The 18121-nt window shown below is 40.3% G+C and carries 18 protein-coding genes; 2 read left to right on the forward strand and 16 right to left on the reverse strand.

Translation table 11 applies throughout. The annotated features are described in order from the left end of the window. Positions 1 to 2: 2 nt before the first annotated feature. The 7 genes from FC89_RS00470 to hisS form a co-directional block, all read right to left on the reverse strand. Positions 3 to 959, reverse strand: a complete 957-nt coding sequence (locus FC89_RS00470) for a glycosyltransferase family 2 protein (RefSeq protein WP_057870581.1) — start codon at positions 957 to 959, stop codon at positions 3 to 5. A gap of 16 nt (positions 960 to 975) precedes the next feature. Beyond that, positions 976 to 1749: a glycosyltransferase family 32 protein gene (locus FC89_RS00475; RefSeq protein ID WP_057870582.1), complete on the reverse strand. Its 774-nt coding sequence runs from the start codon at positions 1747 to 1749 to the stop codon at positions 976 to 978. Between the two features lie 18 nt (positions 1750 to 1767). Further along, the gene (locus FC89_RS00480; protein WP_057870620.1) at positions 1768 to 2775 is read right to left on the reverse strand and encodes a glycosyltransferase; all 1008 of its coding nucleotides are present in this window, start codon (positions 2773 to 2775) and stop codon (positions 1768 to 1770) included. A gap of 29 nt (positions 2776 to 2804) precedes the next feature. Beyond that, on the reverse strand, positions 2805 to 3686 hold the full coding sequence (locus FC89_RS00485) for a YitT family protein (RefSeq protein ID WP_057870583.1): 882 nt from the start codon (positions 3684 to 3686) through the stop codon (positions 2805 to 2807). Between the two features lie 35 nt (positions 3687 to 3721). Continuing rightward, a complete protein-coding gene (gene msrA, locus FC89_RS00490) occupies positions 3722 to 4246 on the reverse strand; it encodes a peptide-methionine (S)-S-oxide reductase MsrA (RefSeq protein ID WP_057870584.1) in 525 nt (174 codons plus the stop codon). A 110-nt stretch (positions 4247 to 4356) separates the two neighbouring features. Next, the gene (gene aspS, locus FC89_RS00495; protein WP_057870585.1) at positions 4357 to 6117 is read right to left on the reverse strand and encodes an aspartate--tRNA ligase; all 1761 of its coding nucleotides are present in this window, start codon (positions 6115 to 6117) and stop codon (positions 4357 to 4359) included. Positions 6118 to 6134: 17 nt separating this feature from the next. After that, the gene (gene hisS / locus FC89_RS00500) at positions 6135 to 7421 is read right to left on the reverse strand and encodes a histidine--tRNA ligase (protein WP_057870586.1); all 1287 of its coding nucleotides are present in this window, start codon (positions 7419 to 7421) and stop codon (positions 6135 to 6137) included. Positions 7422 to 7797: 376 nt separating this feature from the next. Here hisS and FC89_RS00505 point away from each other — a divergent pair, with 376 nt between their 5' ends. Next, positions 7798 to 8661: an N-acetylmuramoyl-L-alanine amidase family protein gene (locus tag FC89_RS00505; RefSeq protein ID WP_057870587.1), complete on the forward strand. Its 864-nt coding sequence runs from the start codon at positions 7798 to 7800 to the stop codon at positions 8659 to 8661. Between the two features lies 1 nt (position 8662). Here the strand turns inward: FC89_RS00505 and FC89_RS00510 are convergent, their stop codons facing one another. The 8 genes from FC89_RS00510 to FC89_RS00545 all read right to left on the reverse strand — a co-directional run bounded on the left by FC89_RS00510 (position 8663) and on the right by FC89_RS00545 (position 15561). Next, the gene (locus FC89_RS00510) at positions 8663 to 9298 is read right to left on the reverse strand and encodes an HAD-IA family hydrolase (protein ID WP_057870588.1); all 636 of its coding nucleotides are present in this window, start codon (positions 9296 to 9298) and stop codon (positions 8663 to 8665) included. A 9-nt stretch (positions 9299 to 9307) separates the two neighbouring features. Beyond that, entirely contained in the window at positions 9308 to 10261 is a 954-nt protein-coding gene (locus tag FC89_RS00515) for an alpha/beta hydrolase (RefSeq protein ID WP_057870589.1), read from the reverse strand. A gap of 35 nt (positions 10262 to 10296) precedes the next feature. Further along, the gene (gene dtd, locus FC89_RS00520; protein WP_057870590.1) at positions 10297 to 10746 is read right to left on the reverse strand and encodes a D-aminoacyl-tRNA deacylase; all 450 of its coding nucleotides are present in this window, start codon (positions 10744 to 10746) and stop codon (positions 10297 to 10299) included. A gap of 16 nt (positions 10747 to 10762) precedes the next feature. After that, positions 10763 to 12985: a RelA/SpoT family protein gene (locus FC89_RS00525; RefSeq protein ID WP_057870591.1), complete on the reverse strand. Its 2223-nt coding sequence runs from the start codon at positions 12983 to 12985 to the stop codon at positions 10763 to 10765. A 61-nt stretch (positions 12986 to 13046) separates the two neighbouring features. Then, positions 13047 to 13373 (reverse strand): hypothetical protein, encoded by a 327-nt coding sequence (locus FC89_RS00530; protein ID WP_057870592.1) that lies wholly within the window; start codon positions 13371 to 13373, stop codon positions 13047 to 13049. 41 nt (positions 13374 to 13414) lie between these two features. Beyond that, positions 13415 to 14170: an RsmE family RNA methyltransferase gene (locus FC89_RS00535; RefSeq protein WP_057870593.1), complete on the reverse strand. Its 756-nt coding sequence runs from the start codon at positions 14168 to 14170 to the stop codon at positions 13415 to 13417. A gap of 11 nt (positions 14171 to 14181) precedes the next feature. Beyond that, a complete protein-coding gene (locus FC89_RS00540) occupies positions 14182 to 15063 on the reverse strand; it encodes a 50S ribosomal protein L11 methyltransferase (protein WP_057870594.1) in 882 nt (293 codons plus the stop codon). Between the two features lie 15 nt (positions 15064 to 15078). After that, positions 15079 to 15561, reverse strand: a complete 483-nt coding sequence (locus tag FC89_RS00545; RefSeq protein WP_057870595.1) for a DUF3013 family protein — start codon at positions 15559 to 15561, stop codon at positions 15079 to 15081. A gap of 199 nt (positions 15562 to 15760) precedes the next feature. Here FC89_RS00545 and FC89_RS00550 point away from each other — a divergent pair, with 199 nt between their 5' ends. Further along, the gene (locus FC89_RS00550; RefSeq protein ID WP_057870596.1) at positions 15761 to 16114 is read left to right on the forward strand and encodes a hypothetical protein; all 354 of its coding nucleotides are present in this window, start codon (positions 15761 to 15763) and stop codon (positions 16112 to 16114) included. Between the two features lie 67 nt (positions 16115 to 16181). Here the strand turns inward: FC89_RS00550 and lepA are convergent, their stop codons facing one another. Then, positions 16182 to 18008 (reverse strand): translation elongation factor 4, encoded by a 1827-nt coding sequence (gene lepA / locus FC89_RS00555; protein ID WP_057870597.1) that lies wholly within the window; start codon positions 18006 to 18008, stop codon positions 16182 to 16184. Between the last annotated feature and the right edge of the window lie 113 nt (positions 18009 to 18121).

Consider the following 18121-nt stretch of genomic DNA (forward strand, 5'->3'; position numbering starts at 1 on the left):
TATCAAATAGCCAGTAATATTTGTGTTAAACGTGGCCGAACCAAACGCAAATACCAATTTACTTTTCCAGGTTGGCGCAAATAATGATTTTTTTTCCAGTCAGGAAACCATTGGTCAATTTTTTGCCAGACTTGAGCAACCAGCATCTTTTTTTGCTGCCGGTCCGATAACGGTCGAACTTTTCGCAATAAAACATTCCCCAGCAAGTTACGGCAAAAACGATATTGAATTTCGGAATAGTAGCGTTCACCATCATGCTGCTGATAATAATCAATAATATCTTGATAAATCCAAAAAATATCCGAAATCTTGCTGGCTTGAGCGTAAGAAATCGAATCACTGCGCTGGCGATAATGAACTTCCGCTTGTGTATCAACTGCTATTTCATTGATATCTTTTAGAAACAAAACCAGCTTGAAAAAGAAATTTTGATCCTCATACAATTTACCTTTGGGAAACTCGACTTTCGTCTGCAATAGCCATTCACGCTGATACATTTTATTCCAAGCCACAACTCGCCCGTTAACTAAATAATCTTGCAGCGATGAATAGCCGCTACGCTGATCCAAACGCTGGTGATCAGCATATTCCCAAACAAAGTTGCACTCTACCAGCCGCTTTGTTCCTTGGTTAGTCAAGTCATACATGCGTTCCAACATTTTTCTTTCAACATAATCATCAGAATCAATAAATAAAACATACTGTCCCTGGCAGCGGGCTAAACCATAATTGCGTGCATCCGACAAACCACCATTTTCTTTAGTCAGTAGCTGCAGCAGCGCCGGATAACGTTTCACATAATCTTGACAAATTTGCGCTGAATTATCGGTACTGCCATCATTTACTAAAATAACCTCATAGTCTTGCAGCCTAAAGGTTTGCTGAACCAGACTATCAAGGCAGGCTGGTAAAAATTCAGCTACATTATAAACAGGAACCACAATACTGATTTTTTTCATCTTGCCTGCTACCTCCTTAATGCTTAAACAATGCGCGCATTCTGCGTGCCAGCGCCCAATTGGCACGTAATACCCAATTAAAACGCATCCCCCATTTTTTCCCGAATTTTCGATTAACCTGTCGAATGATTTGAATATGCCGGAGATTCGTTGCATTCTGCCAAGTAGCACCATAATGATGAATGCTATGCGAATTGGACGTTGTTTTGATTTCACCGGTCAAGAAATCCATTGGCGCAAAATAGTCCGTCGGGAAGATTTTGACTCCGGCGGTTGTTTGCATTTGATTATTAGGCTGTAATCCATGTTTGAGCAAAAAATCAGTTGTGTAAACTGGGATCGTCAAAGTATTGAGTTTGCCTTCCGGTGTAATAAAATCTATTCCGTCGTACATCTGACGTAATTTTAAAATTGTTGGGTTATTTTTTTGAGCACCAAAGCCCAATCCCGGAGCAACTGAATACCCCTTTTCATTTTCCTCAAAACCCATAAAAGCTTGACAAGACAAGACATCATCAAAATTCCGCAAAAGTTCAACATCAGTATCCAGATAAATACCACCATAACGATAAACAACATCAAAGCTGAGATAATCAGAAACAAAACCCCATTTTTTCTTGGCTGCTGCTTGAGCCATATAACGATTCTGCTGAATATCATAATTGCTTTCATCCCAGCGAATTATTTGATAATCTGGGCATTTTTCCTGCCAACTGTGTAAATATCGCTGATACTCGGCAGGCAGTTCTTTAGAACCGAACCAACAATAATGTATTATTTTAGGTATCATCGTTTTCTCCATTCACTGTCAATTAATCATTTTTTTGACGGCCGTCTTGATATACGCTCCACGACGCATTTTATTTCCAACTTGTTGGACTTGATATTGCATTTGCTGATATTCTTCCTTGCTGACAGCGGCTAATTTGGCATCAAGATCCTGCAGTGACGCAACAGCGATTCCCAAGCCCTGAGAAGTAATAAAATCAGCTAAAGCTGCTTCTTGAGCGATAACTACTGGCAATCCCGAACTCAAATATAATGATGTCTTATGCGGATCATTATATTTCAAATATGCTCCGAACTTTCCAGCTGTCTGATCTAAACGGCTGCCATCCCAAACTAAGCCAAAGTTTCCTTGCAAGTGAGCCGGCAGTTCTTCCGGCGTAAATGAACCATGGTAAGCGGCCTGCTGTTTTAGCTCAGCCGCCGGATTCGGTCCAAATAAGTGCAATTGATGCTGCAGGTGTAATTCCTGTAAAAAATCAGCTTTAGCCAAATTACCGGCGTAACACAAACTCCCCTGATAATCGGCTGTTTCAATCATTGGCTGCGGATTGTCATAATCAAAAATTTGCAGCTCTACCATTGGCACGTGAACCCCATTTTTTTGCAGCCAATCCCGCATTTTAGCGTTATGAACAATCAAACCGTCACTTTGATTAAAAAAAGCAATCTCCCAAGCAATAAAAGCTGGATCATGACTAAATGCGCGCAACGATTCTACATCATGAATAATCAAATAAACTTTTGCTGCTGTGTTTTTCTTAGCATTCATTAAGATTGCCTGATTCGTCCGCTGATTAAAAGCCGGGTATTGAAAAAAAATATTAGCCGCCGGTAAATGCTTTAATCGCCGAGGAATATCCCACCAGCTTTGTTTATAACTTAGCAGCTCAGCTTTGCGAGCTCCTTGAAAATAAAAATCAATTGCCTGAAAATCAAGTTCACCCAAAAATTTTTCAATATCACGTTTAGCCTTTGGACCGGCTTCATTTTGACTTTTATCATACATTCCGATTACATAATTTTTCATGCTGCTTAACAATCAACCTTTCACTTGACTTATGGTTCTGGTTCATAGAAGCGGCCCATGATCTCAACATTTTCAGCAATACTGACAAAGGCATATGGATCAGACTCTTCCATAGCTGCTTTCAGTTCCGATTGCTCATAGCGTGAAATAACCGTAAACAGAATTGTTTTTTGATCATGACGATAAGCACCTTCTGCACCATGAACAATGGTAATTCCGCGCGGCAATCGGCTTTGAATACAATCAATCACACTTCGCGGCTTGTTCGTAACGATCATAACCTGCATTTTTTGCTGACGAGTATAAACCATATCCATAACACGAGCATTGATAAAAATTCCCAATGCTGAATAAAAAGCATATGGCCAACCATAAACAGCTCCTGCAGCTAAGATAATAAAGAAATTAAAACACAAATTGATCGTACCGATACTTTTGCCAGTTCTCTTGCGCAAAGTTAACCCCAAAATATCCAAACCACCGGTCGAAATTCCATTTTTTAAAGCCAATCCTGTTCCGAAACCATTGATTGCTGCCCCAAAGATCGCACAAATAATCGGATCTTTAGTCAGCGTAACTGCCGATAATGATTTAATCATTATACTTGAACAAACAACTGCCAAAATTGTAAAGAAAGTAAAGCGGTGTCCAATTTGTTTCCAAGCTAAGACAAACAATGGTAAATTCAAAAGAAACAGCAATAAAGCAACTGATGGATGAAAAGTATGCGCTAGATACCGATTTCCCAGCGACGTTAATAACTGTGCCAATCCAGTAATTCCTGATGAATATATTTTACCTGGTGTCCAAAAAAAATTCATTGCGATAGAAACTAAAATTCCATAAATAAATGCCGTTGAAGCCCGTGCTACATACTGATGTCGCTTCCAGATCCGCTGAAGCTCATCCATCTTTCTTCCTCCCAAACCATTTCAATTTTAATTACTCAACCTTGCCAATGCTGCTGACTAAACTGGTGCCGCTGACCTGTTTCAGCTGCATATCGAGTCGGATCTTTGCGATAAAAATCCTGATGATAATCTTCTGCTGGATAAAATGGACCAGCAGCTTCAATTTTAGTTACAATTGGCTTAGTAAAACGACCACTTGCAGCCAATTTAGCCCGTGATGCCAGCGCAATTTTCTTTTGCTGCTCACTATTGGTAAAAATTACTGGCCGATAGCTATCGCCACGATCTTGAAACTGCCCCATCTCATCGGTTGGATCAGTTTGCTGCCAATAAATTTCAACTAATTGGGCATATGAAATAATTGTCGGATCAAAAGTAATTTTGACTGCTTCGGTATGACCTGTAGTCTGCGAACAAACTTGCTCATAAGTTGGATTAGGAACATGACCACCCGTGTAACCCGAGACAACACTGATAATTCCCGGTTGTTGATCAAAGGGATGTACCATACACCAAAAACAGCCGCCAGCAAAAATTGCCGTTTCAATTTGTTTATCCATATTAATACCCTCCGTTTCTTAATCACTGATAAAGATAACTTAAAATTTCTAGTTGCGCAAGCAAAAAAAAATCCAGAGAATTAACTTTCTCTAGATTTTAATCCTGATGCTTAGTTATCTTGAATCTCCAAGCCTAATTCATCCAACTGTTTTTGAACAACAGTTGATGGTGCATTGGTCAACGGCTCAGAAGCTTTCGAGTTCTTCGGAAAGGCAATTACCTCACGAATATTTTCTTTGCCGGATAACAGCATTGCAAAACGGTCCAAACCAATTGCCAAGCCGCCATGTGGTGGAAAACCATAATCCAAAGCATCTAAGAAGAAACCAAATTGTTTTTCTGCACGTTCTTTAGTGAATCCAAGTGCCTTAAACATTTTCTCTTGAATATCGCGCTGGTGAATACGAATCGAACCGCCGCCCAATTCAAAACCATTTAAAACAATATCATAGCTTTGTGCATGAGCCTGATGCGGATCAGTATCCAACAAGCCAATATCTTCTTCATTCGGCATTGTAAATGGATGATGAGCTGCGATATAGCGATGGAATTCTTCACTATATTCAAATAATGGCCAATCAACTACCCACAAGAAATTGAATTTTGATTTATCGATCATATCCATTTCATGTGCAATGCTGATTCGTAAATACCCCAAGGCATCGGCTACCACTTTGCGTGTATCAGCTACAAACAAAATTAAATCGCCAGTTTTAGCATGAGCCGTTTGTCTGATCACTTCAACTGAATCTTTAAAGAACTTCGCTACCGGACCTGAGAAACCGTCATCCGTTACTTTCAGCCAAGCTAAGCCCTTGGCACCGAAGCGTTTAATATAATCTTGTTTTGCATCAATTTCCTTGCGTGAATATTTCTCAGCACCACCGGGAACCACAATTGCTTTAACCTGACCGCCTTTTTCCAAGACTGTCTGGAAGACCTTGAAATCAACATCCTTAACGGCTGGTGCCATATCTGTTAATTCCATTCCAAAGCGTGTATCCGGTTTATCTGAACCAAAACGATCCATTGCTTCATCCCAAGTAATTCGTGGTAACGGGAATTTGATATCAATACCCAAAACATCTTTCATTACACGCTGCAACAAGCCTTCAGTAATTTTTTGAATGTCTTCTGCCGTCAAAAATGATGTTTCTAAATCAATTTGTGTAAATTCCGGCTGCCGATCGCCACGCAGATCTTCATCACGGAAGCAACGAGCAATTTGATAATAACGATCAAAACCAGCTCCCATTAATAACTGTTTGAATAACTGCGGTGATTGCGGCAAAGCATAGAAATGCCCCGGATAAACGCGTGAAGGTACCAAATAATCACGCGCGCCTTCAGGTGTTGATTTGGTCAGATAAGGCGTTTCAATATTAATGAAATCCTGTTCATCTAAATAACGATGAACCGCTTGGGTGATCTTGCTGCGCAAAATAATCGCCTGTTGCATTTCTGGCCGGCGTAGATCCAAATAACGATACTTCAAACGCAAATCATCCGTTACATTGATGTTATTTTCAATATAAAATGGCGGCGTCTTAGCTTTATTTAAGATCTTAACTTGGTGAACTTCTACCTCGATCGTACCGGTTTTCATCTTAGGATTGATTTCAGCATCCGAACGACGAACCACCGCGCCGGCAATTTCAATTACATATTCACTACGCAGCTGATCAGCAATTGCCAAGGCTTCTGGATCAAATTCATGACTGAAAACCAACTGCACAATTCCAGTCCGATCGCGTAAATCAATAAAAATCAATTTACCAAGATCACGCCGTTTTTGTACCCAGCCCTGCAGACAAACTCGCTGATCCAAAAAGCTCTCATTAACTAAGCCACAATAGGTTGTTCTTTTCATTTTTTTGTTACTCCCTCTTATTCAAATTGTTGCCAAATTTTAGCAAAATTTTGGAAAACATCAGTCAAACTGACCGTTTTTTCCGTTCCAGTTGCCATCTGTTTTAATTTAGCTGTCTGACTAGCCAATTCACTTTCACCAATTATCAAAGTATACTTAGCTTTTAACCGGCTGGCCGTTTTGAACTGGCTTTTAGGCTTGCGCTGTAAATAATCCCGATCAGCAGTAAAGCCGGCTTGGCGAATTGCTTGGACCAATTTTAAAGCCGCCGAATTTGTTTCCGCACCAATTCCGACTACATAAACATCCAACGGTGCTGCTTGCCATTGCTGATATTTTTCGGCAGCCAAAATCAATAACAGCCGCTCAACACCTAAGCCGAAACCGATCCCCGGAACTTCCGGACCACCAAGTTGTTCAACTAAGCCGTTATACCGGCCACCGGCACAAACTGTCGTCCATTTGCCAGCAAAAGCAGTTGAATTACTCATAATTTCAAAAATCGTATGATTATAGTAATCCAAGCCGCGAACCATGGTCGCATCAAGTTCAAATGGCAACTTTAAATCGGTCAGCAATTGCTGCACAGCAGCAAAATGCTCTTGTGCAGCCGGTGTCAGATAATCAACGATCTGCGGAGCCGCTGCTACAATTTCTTGATCATGTGGATCTTTGCTGTCAAGTACCCGCAAGGGATTTTTCTTCAATCTAGTTTGTGAATCCTTGCTCAGTTCCGCCGCATATGGGGTCAAGTAATCAACCAAGGCTTGATGATAAGCTTGCCGCGTTGCTTGATCTCCCAAAGTATTTAAAGTTAATTTTACTTGCTTGATTCCCAGATCATTCAGCAAATTCATCGCCATGGCAATCACTTCAACATCTAAAGCCGGGCTGTCAACACCGAAAGCTTCAACTCCAATTTGATGAAATTGCCGTAACCGGCCTGATTGTGGTCGCTCATAGCGAAACATTGGGCCCATGTAATAAGTTTTGAATGGACGGGGAATTTCTGGCCCATAAAGTTTATTTTCAACATATGCCCGTACAACTCCGGCCGTTCCTTCCGGTCGCAATGTAATATGGCGCTCACCTTTATCATAAAAATCATACATTTCTTTGGTAACAATATCTGAAGTTTCTCCCGATGTTCGTGAAAAAACTTCAAAATTTTCAAAAATCGGCGTTCTGATTTCCTGATAACGATATTTTTGAAAAACTTTGCGGGCAGTTTCTTCAATTTGCTGCCACTTTTCCGACTCGCCCGGAATAATATCATTCGTACCTTTTGGACGCTGATACTTCATTGTTTGTTTCCCCCTAAAAATAAAATAAAAAAAGCCCTGCCGAATTTCGACAAGGGCGCTTAAAGAGCACGGTACCACCTTTATTTATGCTTTTGGATAACGCCCCAGCAGCGGTACGGTCGCCCGTACACCTCGAAAGTGTCTTTCACTTGCAACACTCAATGGGACTCGCACCAAAACTCCCTTCGCTGACTGAGAAAACAAGCTACTCTTCTTCCGTTCGGTTTTTAGACACTGTAGTAAAGATACCCGATATTTGTCTTCAAGTCAAGCTCAGCAAAATAATCAAGTTTCAATTCACAGTTGTTAAACGCTGGCAACATTTATTTGGTATAATAAACTGGTTAAAAAAAGTTTATTGGAGTCTAATTTAATTATGAGAAGAAGCAAAAAACAACATTCATCATTCAAATTCACTAATTTAGCAATTCTCATCTTAATTATTGCTGCACTGATGGGAATTATTATCAGTCGGACTTTCGCTTATTTCAAACAAGTCAAAGTTAACGTCAATCAAACCACTTTGCGCAAAGGTCCCGGAGTCGAATACCAAAAAATTAAACAGCTAAAACATGGAAGCCGTTTAACAGTTATTCGCAGCAAATACCATTGGTACTATGTCCGCACCAGTCAGAATAACTTCGGCTGGGTAGCTAACTGGAATCTACAGCCTCAAGGTCCCAAAAAAGTCCATCATTTAAGCGATGCCACTATTGTACTCGATCCGGGACATGGTGGTTCAGATTCTGGTGCGCTCTCAAGTAATGGAAAGATGGAGAAAACTTATACGTTGAAGCTGGCTAAAGATGTTGCTCGCCGGCTGCGCTCGCGCGGAACTAAAGTCTACCTAACGCGCAGCAGTGATCATTTTGTCAGTCTGGCAGCACGACCGGCACTCTCCAACCAAGTCCACGCCGACGCCTTTATTAGTTTCCACTTTGATTCATCACCAATTGAAAATTCAGCTTCCGGGGTCACGACTTACTATTATCATCGCCAGTTATCTTATCGGCTAGCCAGCTCCATCAATCACCGTTTCAACAATATCAGTTTGGAGAACCGCGGTATCGAGTTTGGAAATTTTGAAGTGATCCGCGATAATGATTTTCCAGCCATTTTATTAGAGATGGGCTATATTAACACTGACCGTGACTTCCAGCAAATCAACAATGCCCATTATCGTACTACGGTAGCAAAAGATGTTGTCGCTGGCTTAAGCAAATACTTTGATGGCAATTAGATCAGCGACCAGCCAGTTCCAATTGCAGTTCGCGATAACTGGTAAAGCGCTGATTTTCACTGCCTGTCGGAATCAGCCCATCGGAATCAAACAGCCAACCTTGAAAACCGGCCCGCTGCCCGGCAATTATATCAAGCGGTCGATCACCGATCATAACGGAAGCTGTTGGATCAAGCGCAAACTTTTGACAGAGATAATTTAAAGATTGCGGATCCGGTTTGCGGGCAAAACCCATCTCAGCCGTTACCCCGCCCGTAAAATATGCCGTTAAATCGGCTCGCTGTAAAAGTTCCCAAGCAAACTTATTCCGATGTGTCAGTAAAAATTGCCGACAACCCTGGGCGGCCAAGGAGCTACAAAAATCTTTAACATCAGGAAACGGGCGTGCCTGTAAACAATTTTTAGCCTCAATTGCATGAAATTTTTGTTTCATTAAAGTTGTCTGCGGTCCTTGTCCCGTAAAAAATTCAATGGTCTCACTGACTGAAGTTTGCCGTAAATGCCGATAAACCTCTTCAGAAGCCAAAGTCAGACCAAGCTGGGCGGCAGCTTCTTGAAAACTGACGGTCATTTCCGGATAAGTATCAAATAAAGTTCCATCAAAATCCCAACAAAAGTTTTTTAAAACTGGCTGCATATTTGTAAGTCATCTCCTCTTTTTTAACCAATCAACGGCGACATTCATCGCCAATCGACAAGCATTCGACTGATCAAGCTGGTTCTTCACAGTAAAATCATGTATTGTTCCCTGAAAACGAATCTGAGCGATCTCTACCCCGGCATCCCGCAGTTTTCGGCCCATTGCTTCGCCTTCATCCCGCACTGGATCAGCTTCTGCCGTAATAATCAATGTCTCGGGAAGAGATTTTAGTTCTTTTAGCGATGCTTGTAGCGGCAGCAAACTGCTGTCGTGCTTAGCCAGCTGCTCAGCTGTTAAATATTGCTGCCAACAAAATTTCATCTGTTCGCGCGTCAAATCATAGCCGCCGGCAAATTGATGATATGAATTCGTATCAAAGTTTGCATTGACTACCGGACAGAAAAACAGCATTTTATAAATTGCTGCTTGAGCACTCGCTTCACGTAAAACCAAACCCAATCCCAGTGCAGCTCCGGTGTCATCTCCAGCCAGCAGCAACCGTTTAAGCGTCAACGGTTCCGTAGCGATAATTTGTGGCAGTTGCTTAAATAGCTGCTGCAGCTGCTCTAATTGAAATGGAGCCCGTTTCTCAGGTGCCAAAGCATACTGCGGAAAAATAATTCCTACTCGGGCCCGTTTGACCAGCTCTCGCAATAATTTATCATATGAATTTATTCCTCCAGTTACAAACTGTCCTCCATGAAAATAGAGTAAGGTGGGAATTTTTTCTTGCGGTTTCAAATTATCAGGCAATAAAATTCTAATTGGTAATTTTCCTAGTTTTTCACCCAGATCAATCGTTCGATCATGAAAAATTACTGAATGAAGATAGACCGGCGTTCGTTGATCCATCACCAATTGTTGCCGTAGAACCGTTAAACCAATTGTCGTCGGTACAAAAATATTTTGTCTTTGCGCACAAAAACGCTTTGCTGTCGGTTCAAGTGAAATTAACTGCATTACCTCACCTTCTTCATTCAACATTAATTTTAAAACTAAAGCATATGCTCTGTATCATAAATCAGCGTCACCGGGCCATCATTTACTAATGAGACTTGCATATCAGCGCCAAAAATTCCTTCTGCAACGGTAATTTTTTCTGCACGCAAAGCCTGATTGAACTTTTGATAATTAATTTTAGCAACGGCCGGATCCTGCGCTAAGGAAAATCCCGGTCGATTTCCTTTACGCAAAGCCGCGTATAAAGTAAACTGCGAAACCGACAGAATTTGACCGCCAATTTGATGAATATCAAAATTCAATTTACCTTCATCATCGGAAAAGATTCGTAAATTACTGATCTTATGCACTAAATAATCAATTTCTTTTTGACCATCTGCTGGTGCAAAACCGACTAACAGCAAATATCCCTGATCAATCTTGCCGACTGTCTGCTGGTCAACGCTGACACTGGCCCGTTTAACCCGTTGTAAAACTACTCGCATAAATTCAACCTGCCTTCTAATGAATTACCCGTTTAACTACATAAACATCAGGAACTTTTTTAATATTATCAACTACCCGCTGTAAATGAACACGATCACGGATACCAACTGTCACATCCATCGTTGCCAACTTATTGTGATCGACCCGGCCATTGACCGAATTCAACTGGCGCGTGCTGTTGTTTAAAGCCTGCAATATATCATTTAATAGCCCCGAACGATTGTAGCCTTGAATTTGTAAATCGGTATTATAATAGCTCTGATTGTCAGAAACCGAATTCCAAGCAACTTCAATCAGCCGATCGCCATTTTTTTCAGCATGTTTAACATTTGGACAATCAAGCCGATGAATTGAAACTCCTCGTCCCTTGGTGATATAGCCAACAATTTTGTCACCAGGAATCGGATTGCAGCAATGGCTTAACCGCACCAGTAAATTGTCGACCCCAGCAATTATTACAGCTGCTTTCTTGCCTTTTTCTTCAGTTGGTGCCGGTTCATGAGAAATTTCTTGGTGATCCTCCAATAAAGCTTTTTCCGCTTCACGCTTGCGATTGACCTCAATTTTTTGCCGAATCTTTTCGGTTAAAATGTTGATTACACCTAGTGGGGCCAGTTCGCCAAAGCCCAACGCTGCATACAAATCATCGACGGCCGAAAATTTCTTTTTCTGCAGAACTTTCTGTAAATTTTCTGCAAGTAAAACTTTTTTGGGCTCATAACCCATTTCAATTAAATTAGTATTTAAAATTTCCTTGCCTTTTTCAATATTTTCAACCCGATCACGCTGCTTGAAAAAGCGTCTTATTTTATTGCGTGCCTTATTAGTATGAACTAATTTTAACCAATCCCGACTAGGTCCAGCTGAATTGGTTGAAGTTAAAATATCAACAATTTCACCATTTTTGATTTGATAATCCAGTGGTACAATTTTGCCATTGACTTTAGCCCCCACAGTTTGGTTGCCGATTTCAGTATGAATTGAATACGCCATATCCAATGGACCAGCTCCTTTAGGCAATTCCAAAACATCGCCTTTAGGAGTAAATACATAAACCCGGTCTCCGAATAAATCGCCTTTGACACTTTCCATAAATTCAGCCGCATCATCGCTTTCATCCTGCAATTCAACAATTTCTTTAAACCAATTCAGTTTATTGCCGGTTTCATCTTGTTTAATGCCATCCGTCTTGCCTTCTTTATAGGCCCAATGTGCAGCAACCCCATATTCAGCTACCCGATGCATTTCTTTAGTCCGAATCTGCACTTCAAATGGTTTGCCGTTTGGTCCAATAACTGTGGTATGCAAGGATTGGTACATATTTGCTTTCGGCATGGCGATGTAATCTTTAAACCGACCGGGCATTGGTTTCCATTTGGTATGAATTGCCCCTAAAACAGCGTAGCAATCTTTAATTGAATGAACAATTACTCTAACCGCCAGCAAATCATAAATTTGACTGAATTGTTTATGCTGATCCTTCATTTTTCGATAAATCGAATAAATATGTTTCGGACGACCATAAATTTCGCAATCCAAGTCAAGATCAGCTATGGCTGCTTTAATTTCAACAATTGCATGTTCAATATATTCGACTCGTTCTGTCCGCTTAGAATTCATCAAATGCACAATACGATAGTACTGTTGGGGATTCAAGTAGCGCAATGAAACATCTTCCAGTTCCCATTTAATTGTACTAATTCCTAAACGGTCTGCCAACGGAGCATAAATTTCCAAAGTTTCATTGGCAATTCGCCGTTGCTTATCCGGCCGTAAATGATTTAATGTCCGCATATTATGCAGTCGATCCGCCAATTTAACGATAATTACCCGCAAATCTTTTGACATGGCCAACAGTAGTTTGCGATGATTCTCAGCCAATTGTTCGCGGTGCGACTTATACCTGATTTTACTAAGTTTGGTAACTCCGTCAACGATCACTTCTACTTCTCTGCCAAAAAGTTCTTTGACATCGCCTAAAGTTACATTGGTATCTTCAACTACATCATGCAAAAAGCCAGCACAAACAGTTGCCGGATCCATCTTCAAATCAGCTAAAATTCCCGCTACTTGAATCGGATGGATAATATAAGGTTCACCAGACTGGCGGCGCTGATCATGATGAACATATGCCGCAAAGCTATAAGCTTTCTTTACCAACTCAACATGTTCGTCATTCATATAATGCCGAACCATCTTAAAAACATCTTCAGCTGTCCAAATTGTCTCTTTTTCCAATTATTCCACTCCCCCAACTAAATAAAAAAGCGGCTGCTAGTTGCCGCTTCAATCTGCTAAATTATCGGCGAACCATTCCACAAGCTAAAAAAGCAAAAATTGCATAAATTGCTGCAAAGTAATAAGCAAAACTAGCAAAAAAGAAATGAACCCCGATTAAAAAAAGTAGTGGGAAAAAGATCAGATAAACTAGTGGTTGTGACTTAAAACCGACAAGTAAACCGCTCGCCAAAGCATACAAAACATTAATTCCGAAAAGAATAATTCCCATCCGCTGAATATCAGTTATATCTAATTCAATAAAAATAATCGGAACTACAAATGAAAGTGCAGCAGCAAATGCCGCATACCATAAAGTTGTTAACGAAAAAAAACTGCTTTTATTCATAAAGAACTCTCCAATTTCCATTACTCATGATTGCTACTATTTTAACCTAATTCTAGAACAAAAGAAAGCACCGAAAGTAAATACCACGGAGCTGTCTCTGCTCGTAAAATCCGTGGACCCAGTCCGGCTGGCTGACATCCCTGCTGCTGCAAAAAATCAATTTCGGCTGCAGAAATTCCCCCTTCTGGTCCAAATACCGCCAACAAGTTATTAGAACCGAGTTCGATCAGCTGCTGCAATTTTTGTGCAACTTGATATAGTGTTTGCTTTTCACCTTGCTTAGCTGCTTCTTCATATGCAACTAATTTAACGTTATAATCTGCAAATGGTACAGCTGCCAATTGCGGGTAAAAGTCAATCGTTGGAATTTGTGTCCGATGTGACTGTTCGGCTGCTGCTTGAGCTATTTTTTGCAGCCGTTGCAATTTTTTAGGAACCTTTCCTGCCTGCCACTGAGCAATCGAATACGCACTATTAAAAAAAACAATTCGAGCTGCCCCTAATTCAGTTGCTTTTTGAACAATTATCTCTGGCTTGGCATTTTTAGATAAGCCACAGGCGATCGTCACTGCTATCGGCAATTCAACTTGCGGCCTAGTCGTTTTAAGCCGCTTGGCTCGGGCTTGTGAAGCATTGATTTCAACTAATTCCATTTCAGCAACTTGCTGCTGCTGATCTGTCAATTCAAAATGATCACCGACTTTAAGCCGCAATACTCTGATTGCATGTTTAAAAACTTCCGGTTCCAACTGATAGTCTTGCGGAACGCTTGTCTGTTGAATGAAATAACGCTGCATTTAAAACTCCTTTAGTCCTGATTAATTTTAGCAACCAATGCACACCAATCGCCCATTTGACTGCAATTTTCAATTAAAAAACCGTTGGCATTTAAAGTTTGGATAATTAATTCTCGTTTAGCTAGATTAATCCCCGATAATATAAAACGACCATTTAGCTGCAAATACTGCTTAGCAGTCGGAATCAATCGTAATAAAACTTCCGGCAAAATATTTGCCAACAACAAATCTGCTTTGCCGCTAGCTGCTGCCAATAAATCACTTCGTTGGAAAGTAACGGCTTGCGCTGCCGGATTTAACTGCAGATTGCGTTTGGCAGCCTGCAAAGCCGCCAAATCATTTTCAAATGCTGCTGTCCGGCCGGCACCAAACAAACTGGCCGCAATACTCAAAATACCCGAACCAGCTCCCACATCAAAAACACTAGCCCCGGGAGACAGCAGAAATTCCAGCTGATGCAATGCCAAAACGGTCGTGGGATGCATTCCAGTACCAAAAGATTTGCCGGGATCCAACCGCATAATAATTTCCCGCTGATCGCGCGCTTGATAATCTTGCCAGCGTGGAACGATCGTCAAAAAACGACTTATATGCTGAACATGATAATATTTTTCCCACTGATGTGCCCAACTCGTTTCGTCTACTTGTTCCAGCTGCAATTGGACTGAGCCGGGATCAAGACCAAAATTTTTTAATGCAATTACCTTTCTTTTAATTGCAGCTAATTTTTCCGTCAGTTTCTCATTCTCATCAAAATAACCAATTACTGCTACCCTTTTTGCCGGTTGGATGGTAACTAATTGATTGCCTAAACTGCCGGCTTCAACTAAAATATTCTCAACTGCAGGCTGTGCTTGATTATTTACTTTAATCGTTAATTTTTGCCACTGCAAACCATGTTCCTCCATTTATTCAGGAATAGTCAGTCGTTGTGTGCTTTCGTGTTTATAATGTTGCAAAATTTCTTCAAACTCACTAGGTGACCACTCTAATTCAAATACTGCTACTTCTTGATCATTTAAAAAGTCAAGCAAATCAGACTCGCCGTTATCTAATACAATCTGCAAATAACGGAAAAAGGCGCGCCCCATTGCCAGCGACCATCCTTCTTTGCCAGCAAATGGCAGACAAACCAAATAATCATTAGTTATCTGCGCTGGATCAAAACTTGTTCGATCATAAATTAAAATTGCATCTACAAAGGTAACAATCGGCTCATCTGATTCAACCCCAGTCAAATCAAAAATTGCATCGTGTAAATTGTTTTGCGCAAAAAAAGTTAATTCTAAATTAAAAGTCCGTTTATTTTCATTCCAAGTTAACTGAACATCACCATCAAAATCGAGCTGTTCAATCCCTTTTGCTAAAAAATCCGGTAAAGTCTGCTTCAACCATGCCACCTCCTGAATAAATTGTTGCTAATTACATATTAATATTTCGTAGCGATCCTGACAATCTTTTCAGACACAAAGCCATAATTTATTTAACTACTGGAAAATCAGTAAAAACTTTGCTAGAATTAAATTAAAATTTAATTGGGGAAAGAAAATAACTCCTATTTATTTCTATGTCCTAGGGAGGAAATAGTTGATGCTGAAAATTACTGGTTTAGTATTATATTTAATTTGGATAATTTTGCTTTTTTTCAAACTGCGGCATGCAGTTAAAACTAAACAGCTATCTTACAAAGAGCTCTTTTTTGGTAATCTCCCTTGGTACCGTAATTCTCGAAATTGGATATTGATCTTAGCAATACTGCTTTGCGAAATAACTTTAGATCTTAAAACCTTTTATCTGCTGGTTTTGATCAGTGGCCTGCTATTAATCCTATTTTGCGGACTAATCAAACATTTTAAACTACGAAATTTTTATAGTGTTGCTGCACTAAGTCTGGTTGGTATCTTATTAGCTGCTGTCAGCAGTGCTATTTTATACCATTTATAAGCAATTATAGTTATGTATGGAAAAAGATCGGCAAATAAATCTTTGCTGATCTTTTTTGATGACTAGATTATTCTTCTTCATCTGTTTTTAAAATAGCCATAAATGCCTCTTGCGGAACAACAACATTGCCAACTGATTTCATCCGTTTCTTTCCACGTTTTTGCTTTTCCAATAATTTTGCCCGTCGATCCGGATCACCAGTATGAATCCGGGAAGTAACATCTTTACGATAAGCTTTAATATTGGTACGAGCAATAATTTTAGCTCCAATTGCAGCTTGAATTGGAATTTCAAAATTCTGCCGTGGGATAATCTTTTTAAGTTTATTTGTAATTTCTCGCCCCCGTTGTTGGGCTGTTTGCCGATGGGTAATAAAGCTCAATGCATCAATTTTTTTGGTATTTAGTAAAATATCAATTTTAACTAGATCACTTGGCTGCTGCCCACTAACCTCGTAATCCAATGATGCATAGCCACGTGTACTAGACTTCAAACGATCAAAAAAGTCAAAAATTATTTCAGCTAACGGCATTTGATAAATAACATCAACTCGATAATCATCAAGATAATTCATCGTCACAAACTGACCGCGCTTGCGCTGACAAAGTTCCATTACAGCACCAACATAATCATTTGGAACCATAATCGTCGCTTTGACAAACGGCTCATTAATTTGTTTGATCTGTGAACTTTCCGGTAATTCAGATGGATTGGAAACCTTAATATGCTTTCCGTCTGTCAATTCAACATCATAGGTAACAGTTGGTGCAGTCGTAATTAAATCCATATTAAATTCACGTTCTAAGCGTTCCTGCACCACATCCATGTGCAATAAGCCCAAAAAACCGCAACGAAATCCAAAACCTAAAGCTTGCGAAGTTTCCGGTTCAAACTCCAAGGCTGCATCATTAAGTTTTAATTTTTCCAAAGCTTCCCGCAAATCATTATATTTAGCATTATCAGTTGGATACAATCCAGAATAGACCATTGGATTCATTACTCGATAGCCTACCAAAGCCTTATCAGCAGGATTGGCAGCCAGTGTCACCGTATCACCGACCCGTGTATCTTGAATGTCTTTGATACTGGCGGTTAAATAACCAACATCACCTGCCATTAGCAAGTCGCGTTTAAGTGGTTTAGGTGAATTAACACCCACTTCAGTAACCTCATATTCCGTTTGGCCGTTCATCAATTTGATCCGATCACCAGGTTTGACAGTTCCATCAACCACTCGAATACTTAAAACTACTCCACGATAGTCATCATAAATCGAATCAAAAATCAGTGCCTTCAGTGGGGCGGTTAGATCTCCAGTTGGGGCTGGAACTTGATGAACAATTTTTTCTAAAATTTCTTTAATACCTATTCCCTGTTTTGCACTTGCCAAAACTGCTCCAGAAGCATCGATTCCAATAACATCCTCGATTTGCTGGCGCACAACTTCTGGTTGAGCGGAAGGCAGATCAATTTTATTAATTACGGGAACAATTTCTAAGTCATCATCAATTGCCAGGTAAACATTAGCCAGCGTCTGAGCTTCAACTCCCTGTGCCGCATCAACTACCAATACTGCTCCTTCACAAGCTGCCAAACTGCGAGAAACTTCATAGGAAAAATCAACATGCCCTGGTGTATCAATTAAATGAAAAATATAAGTTTCACCATCATCAGCATGATAATGCAATTCCACTGCATTCAATTTGATAGTGATTCCTCGTTCTCGTTCAAGGTCCATTGAATCCAGCAGCTGATCTTGCATCTCGCGTTTAGAAACGGTGTCCGTCAGTTCTAGAATTCGATCAGCCAAAGTCGATTTTCCATGATCGATATGCGCTACAATTGAAAAATTGCGAATTCGCCGTTGTCGTTCCTGCATCTCTGTTAAATTCATGTTTGTGCCTGCTTTCTTCCACGTTTATCTATTAAAATTATACCAGTCGTGTTTCTTGAATACAATCACACCACCGATCAGAACGATTTCCAGCTATATAAAAGCGGCAAAAA

The organism is Liquorilactobacillus ghanensis DSM 18630, from assembly GCF_001435235.1.
Lineage (GTDB): Bacteria > Bacillota > Bacilli > Lactobacillales > Lactobacillaceae > Liquorilactobacillus > Liquorilactobacillus ghanensis.